This window comes from Bradyrhizobium cenepequi (assembly GCF_020329485.1).
In the GTDB taxonomy this organism is placed as follows: domain Bacteria; phylum Pseudomonadota; class Alphaproteobacteria; order Rhizobiales; family Xanthobacteraceae; genus Bradyrhizobium; species Bradyrhizobium cenepequi.
Window position 1 is genome coordinate 1 of record NZ_JAGKJI010000106.1, and the last position, 6,620, is coordinate 6,620.

At 65.7% G+C, this 6,620-nt stretch carries 2 protein-coding genes; both read left to right on the plus strand.

Annotation, left to right across the window (positions count from 1 at the left end; translation table 11 throughout):
• Nucleotides 1-667 (plus strand): phosphopantetheine-binding protein (locus tag J6497_RS39945; RefSeq protein ID WP_225709634.1); only part of this gene is annotated, 667 nt, incomplete at its 5' end.
• On the plus strand, nt 664-6,620 hold a 5,957-nt coding region (locus J6497_RS39950), incomplete at its 3' end, for a non-ribosomal peptide synthetase (RefSeq protein WP_376708349.1). The genes J6497_RS39945 and J6497_RS39950, both read left to right, overlap by 4 nt.

Consider the following 6,620-nt stretch of genomic DNA (forward strand, 5'->3'; position numbering starts at 1 on the left):
CAATCTGGCGTTCTTGGGCCGCAACGACGACCAGGTGAAGATCCGCGGCTTCCGGATCGAGCCGGGCGAGATCGCGGCGCGGCTCTCTGAGCACGCGTTACTGCGCGAGGCCGTGGTGGTGGCGCAAGAGGATCGCGCGGGCGAGACGCGTCTTGTCGGCTATGTGGTGTGCGCGCCCGAGGCAGGATCGGACGAGGGAGATGGAAGCGAGCTGGCCGGTGCCTTGCGCGCACACTTAAGTGCACGGCTGCCGGACTACATGGTGCCGGCCGCGTTTGTGCGGCTTGCGGCGCTGCCGCTGACGGTGAACGGCAAGCTGGATCGCAAGGCGCTGCCGGCGCCGGCGGATGAGGCCTATGCGCGCGCCGCCTATGAGGCGCCGCAAGGCGAGATCGAGACGGCGCTGGCGCAGCTCTGGGCGGAGCTTCTGGGGCTGGCGCGGGTCGGTCGGCACGACCACTTCTTCCAGCTGGGCGGGCACTCGCTGCTGGTGGTGCGGCTGTTGAACCGGATGTCGCAGACTGTTGGTGTCGAACTGCCGCTGACGACGCTGTTCGCCAAACCGGTGCTGGCCGACCTCGCTCGCGAAACTTCTATTACTCTGCTCGAACGAGAATTTGACTGCGACGAGCTTCAGAAGCTGATCTCTCTGGGTGCCTCGGAATGACAGATTTAGTTAGGACCGGCTTGGAAAAGCTGGATGTAGAAGGCTTAACTAAGCTTCTTTTACTCGCCAAGAAGAGAAACCCGAGTGGCAACCGAGAGGCTACCGCGATCCCAGGGGTGGGGCGCGATGCGCCACTTGTACTGTCGTTTGCGCAGCAGCGGCTGTGGTTTTTGGCGCAGTTAGATCAGGGCAGCACGAACTACCACATCCCGCTGGCGGTGCGGCTGCGCGGCATGCTCGACCGCAGCGCCTGGCAGCGCAGCCTGGACCGGTTGGTGGCGCGGCATGAGGCGCTGCGCAGTGTCTTTGTCGCCTCGGAAGGTGAACCTTCGGTTGAGATTCTGCCACCTGATGCGGGGCTGCAAGTCGTAGAGCACGATCTGCGGGACCGGGGAGATGCGGACGCCGCGCTGTCGGAGCTGTGCCATGACGAGGCGCGCACGCCGTTCGATCTGGTGCGCGGCCCGCTGATCCGCGGGCGGCTGATCCGGACCTCCGATGAGGAGCACGTCTTCCTGCTCACCCAGCATCATATTGTCTCGGACGGCTGGTCGATGGGCGTCTTGGTGCGTGAGCTCAGTCAGCTGTACCGGGCGTTCCTGGCCGGAGAAGACGATCCGCTGCCGCCGCTGGCGATCCAGTATCCGGACTATGCCGCCTGGCAGCGGCAGTGGCTGGCGGGCGAGCGGCTGCAGGGCCAGGCGCAGTATTGGCGCAACACCCTGGCGGGCGCCCCGGCACGACTTGAGCTGCCGACGGACCGGCCGCGGCCACCCCAGCAGTCGTTTGCCGGGGCCAATGTGCCCGTTGTCATCGATGCGGATCTGACGCGGGAGTTGAAGCGGCTGAGCCGACAGCATGGCACGACGTTGTTCATGACGGTGTTGGCGGCGTGGGCCGCGGTGCTGTCGCGTCTGGCGGGGCAGGACGACCTTGTGATCGGGGTGCCGAGCGCCAATCGCGGTCGCCGCGAGATCGAAGAGTTGATCGGCTTCTTCGTCAACACCCTGGCGCTTCGCCTCGACCTGTCGGGCGCGCCGAGCGTGGCAGAGCTGTTGGAGCGGACGCGGCGCACGGCCTTGGGGGCGCAGGGGCATCAGGACCTGCCGTTTGAGCGGGTGGTGGAGATCGTGCAGCCGCCACGGCATCTTGATCACACGCCACTGTTCCAGGTGATGCTGGCTTGGCAGAACAACGCCGCTCAGTCCTTCGATCTTCCCGGGTTGAGTGTGGCGGCGGCGGCGGATGGGTACGATCAGGTCAAGTTCGATCTGGAGCTGAGCCTTCGCGAGCATGGCGAGGTGATCGCCGGAACGCTGGGCTATGCGACGGCGCTGTTCGATCAGGCGACCATCGAGCGGCAGCGGGGTTATCTGCTGGCGCTGCTGCGGGCGATGGTGGCTGATGCGCAGCAGCCGGTCGGCCGCATTGAGCTGCTGTCGTCCGCTGAGCGCACCTACCTGTTGGAGGAGTTGAACCGGACGGCGGCGCCTTATCCTGAGCAGCAATGCATCCACGAGCTGTTCGAGGCGCAGGTGCGCAAGGCGCCGGACGCGGTGGCGGTGGTCTGCGCGGACGCGCGCTTAAGCTATGGCGAGCTCAATGCACGGGCCAACCGCCTGGCGCATCACCTGATCGCGCGCGGGGTGACGCCGGATCAGCCGGTCGCGATCTGCCTTGAGCGCCGCGTGGCGATGGTGGTGGGGCTTTTGGCGATCCTGAAGGCGGGCGGGGCGTATCTGCCGCTGGACCCGGCCTATCCGTCGGCGCGGCTGCGGCAGGTGCTCAACGATGCGGCGCCGCCTCTGCTGCTGGCCGACGCGGCGGGGCGCGCCGCGCTGGGCGCTGATGCGCTTCGCGATCTGACGGTGGTCGATCTGGAGGCGGCAACGCCGGCGTGGGCAAACCTGCCGGCGTCGGATCCGGACCCGCGTGGGCTTGGTCTCACCTCGCGCCATCTCGCCTACGTGATCTACACCTCGGGATCAACAGGCACGCCCAAGGGCGTGATGATCGAGCATGCGAGCACCGTGAACCTGCTGCATTGGAGCAGCGAGGTGTTTGCGGAATCAGAGATCAGCCGCACGCTGTTTTCTACCTCGATCAGTTTTGATCTGTCGGTCTATGAGTGCTTCGTTCCGCTTTCGCAAGGAAGCACGCTGTATCTTGTTGAGAATGCGCTGGCGCTGGCGCAGAGGTCCTTGGATGTCTCCTTGATCAACACAGTCCCCTCCGCGATCGCCGCCCTGGTCGATAAGAAAGCCGTGCCGGATTCGACAAACGTCATCAATTCGTGCGGTGAGCGGCTGAAGGCCGATCTGATCGAGAGGGTCTTCGAGAACAGCGGCGTCCAGAAGGTTTGTAATCTGTACGCTCCATCCGAAACGACGACGTACTCGACCTGGATCTGCATGCGAAGGGGAGAGGCTGTCGTTGAGACGATTGGCCGACCGATCGCGAACACTAAAGTTTATCTGCTCGACGGTCATGGCGCGCCGGTTCCGTTCGGGGCGGTCGGCGAGCTCTACATGGGCGGGGCGGGGGTCGCGCGTGGCTATCTGAACCAGCCGGAGCTGACGGCGGAGCGGTTCATCGCCAATCCCTTTGTGGCAGGCGACCGGCTGTACAAGACCGGGGATCTGGCGCGCTACCTGCCGGACGGCAATCTGGCGTTCTTGGGGCGCAACGACGACCAGGTGAAGATCCGCGGCTTCCGGATCGAGCCGGGCGAGATCGCGGCGCGGCTCTCTGAGCACGCGTTGCTGCGCGAGGCTGTGGTGGTGGCGCAAGAGGATCGCGCGGGCGAGACGCGTCTTGTCGGCTATGTGGTGTGTGCGCCCGAAGCAGCATCGAACGGGCTGGATGGAGGCGAGCTGGCCGGTGCCTTGCGCGCACACTTAAGTGCGCGGCTGCCGGACTACATGGTGCCGAGTGCGTTTGTGCGGCTTGCGCGACTGCCGTTGACCCCGAACGGGAAGCTCGATCGCAAGGCGCTGCCCCCGCCGGAGGATGAGGCGTATGCGCGCGCCGCCTATGAGGCGCCGCGGGGCGAGATCGAGACGGCGTTGGCCGAGATCTGGTCGGAGCTTCTGGGGCTCGAGCGGGTCGGCCGCCACGACCACTTCTTCGCACTGGGCGGCCACTCGCTTCTTGCCGTGCGATTCTTGAGCCGGCTGTCGCAAGCGCTGGGTGTACAGCTGTCGCTGACGACGCTGTTTGCCAAACCGGTGCTGGCGGAGCTGGCGGCAAGCATCGTGGAGGTGTTGAGCCGATCCGGTTTGCAAGAGCTGCCGGCGATTGCGGCCGTGTCGCGTCATGAGCCGCTGGTGCTGTCGTTTGCGCAGCAGCGGCTGTGGTTTTTGGCGCAGCTGGACGAGGGCAGCACGAACTACCACATTCCGCTGGCCTCGCGGCTGCGTGGGGCGCTCGACCGCAGCGCCTGGCAGCGCAGCCTTGACCGTTTGTTTGCCCGTCACGAGGCGTTGCGCAGTATCTTTGTCGCACCGGAGGGCAAGCCCCGGGTTGAGGTTCTGCCGGCGGATGCGGGGCTGCCGGTGCTCGAGCACGATCTGCGGGGCCGGCCGGATGCTGAGGCGGCGCTTCTGGAGCTGTGCCATGAAGAGGCAGGCACGCCGTTCGATCTTGCGCGCGGGCCGCTGATCCGCGGGCGTCTGATCCGGATGTCGGATGAGGAACACGTCTTCCTGCTGACCCAGCATCACATCATCTCGGACGGCTGGTCGCTGGGCGTGCTGGTGCGTGAACTCAGTCAGCTTTACCGGGCGTTTGAGGCTGGACAGGACGATCCTTTGCCGCCGCTGGCAATCCAGTACCCTGATTATGCCGCCTGGCAACGGCAGTGGCTGTCGGGGGAACGGCTGCAGAAGCAGGCGCAGTATTGGCGCGACACCCTGTCGGGTGCTCCGGCCCGTCTTGCGCTGCCGACGGACCGGCCGCGGCCGGCCCAGCAGTCGTTTGCCGGGACCAGTGTTCCCGTTGTCATCGATGCGGATCTGACGCGGGAGTTGAAGCGGCTGAGCCGGCAGCATGGCACGACGTTGTTCATGACGGTGCTGGCGGGCTGGGCGGCGGTGCTGTCGCGTCTGTCGGGGCAGCACGACCTTGTGATCGGCGTGCCGAGCGCCAATCGCGGCCGGCGCGAGATCGAAGGGTTGATCGGCTTCTTCGTCAACACCCTGGCGCTTCGGCTGGACCTGTCGGGCGAGCCGAGCGTGTCGCAGCTTTTGGAACGGACGCGGCGCACGGCGCTGGGGGCGCAGGAGCATCAGGACCTGCCGTTCGAGCAGGTAGTCGAGATCGTCAAGCCGCCCCGGCATCTCGATCACACGCCGTTGTTCCAGGTGATGTTGGCCTGGCAGAACAACGCCGTCGGGTCGTTCGACCTTGCCGGGCTGAGCGTGGAGGCTGCCGGGGAAGGGCTCGATCAGGTCAAGTTCGATCTGGAGCTGAGTCTAGGCCAGTGTGATGAGGTCATAGCCGGAACGTTTGATTATGCCACGGCGCTGTTCGATCAGGCGACGATCGAGCGGCAGCGTGGTTATCTGCTGGCGCTGCTGCGGGCGATGGTTGCCGATGCCGGGCAGCCGGTCGGCCGCATCGACATCCTGCCGGCCGACGAACGCAGCTATCTGCTGGAGGAGTTGAACCGGACGGCGGCGGCCTATCCGTCGGAGCGGTGCATCCATGAGCTGTTCGAGCAACAGGTCCGGCGCGCACCCGAAGCGGTCGCCCTCGTCCATGAGGACGAGCGCCTGAGCTATGGCGAGCTCAATGCGCGGGCCAACCGGCTGGCGCATCACCTGATCGCGCTCGGGGTCAGGCCGGATCAGCCGGTGGCGATCTGCCTGGAGCGCAGCCCGGCGATGGTGGTGGGGCTCTTGGCGATCCTGAAGGCGGGCGGCGCCTATCTGCCGCTGGATCCGGCCTACCCGTCTCAGCGGCTGCGCCAGGTGCTGGGCGATGCCGCGCCGCAGCTGCTGCTTTGCGATGCGGCCGGCCGCGCCGCGCTCGGCACCGAGGCGCTCGCCGATGTGACGGCGCTCGATCTGGAGATGGCAACGCCGGCGTGGGCAAACCTGCCGGCGTCGGATCCGGACCCGCGTGGGCTTGGCCTCAGCTCACGCCATCTCGCCTATGTGATCTACACCTCGGGATCAACAGGCACGCCAAAAGGGGCGCAGAATGAGCATCGGGCCATTATCAACCGCCTGATCTGGATGCAAAACGCCTACGCTCTCAAGGCAACGGATGTCGTGTTGCAGAAGACGCCATTTGGCTTCGATGTCTCGGCCTGGGAGTTCTTCTGGACCTTGCTTGAAGGCGCGACCCTGGTGCTGGCGCCTCCGGATGCGCACAAAGATCCCGATGCATTGGTGGACTTGATCATCAGGGAGCGCATCACCACGGCACACTTCGTACCATCGATGCTGGTCAGCTTTATCGATGCGAAGGGGGTTGACCGCTGCACATCGCTGCGGCGTGTTTTATGCAGCGGTGAGGCGCTCCCTGCCGCCAGTGTGCACAAGGTTCGGCGCGTATTGCCTTGGACGGGCCTGCACAATCTCTACGGTCCGACGGAAGCTGCGATCGACGTGACAGCGTGGAGCTGCCCCGATGATTTTGATGGGACAATTGTCCCGATCGGGCGTCCGATTGCGAACACGCGTGTGTACCTGCTCGACGGTCATGGTGCGCCCGTTCCGTTTGGCGCGGTCGGGGAGCTCTACATCGGCGGGGCGGGGGTCGCGCGGGGGTATCTGAACCAGCCGGAGCTGACGGCGGAGCGGTTCATCGCCAATCCCTTTGTGGCAGGCGACCGGCTGTACAAGACCGGCGACCTTGCGCGCTATCTGCCGGACGGCAATCTGGCGTTCTTGGGCCGCAACGACGACCAGGTGAAGATCCGCGGCTTCCGGATCGAGCCGGGCGAGAT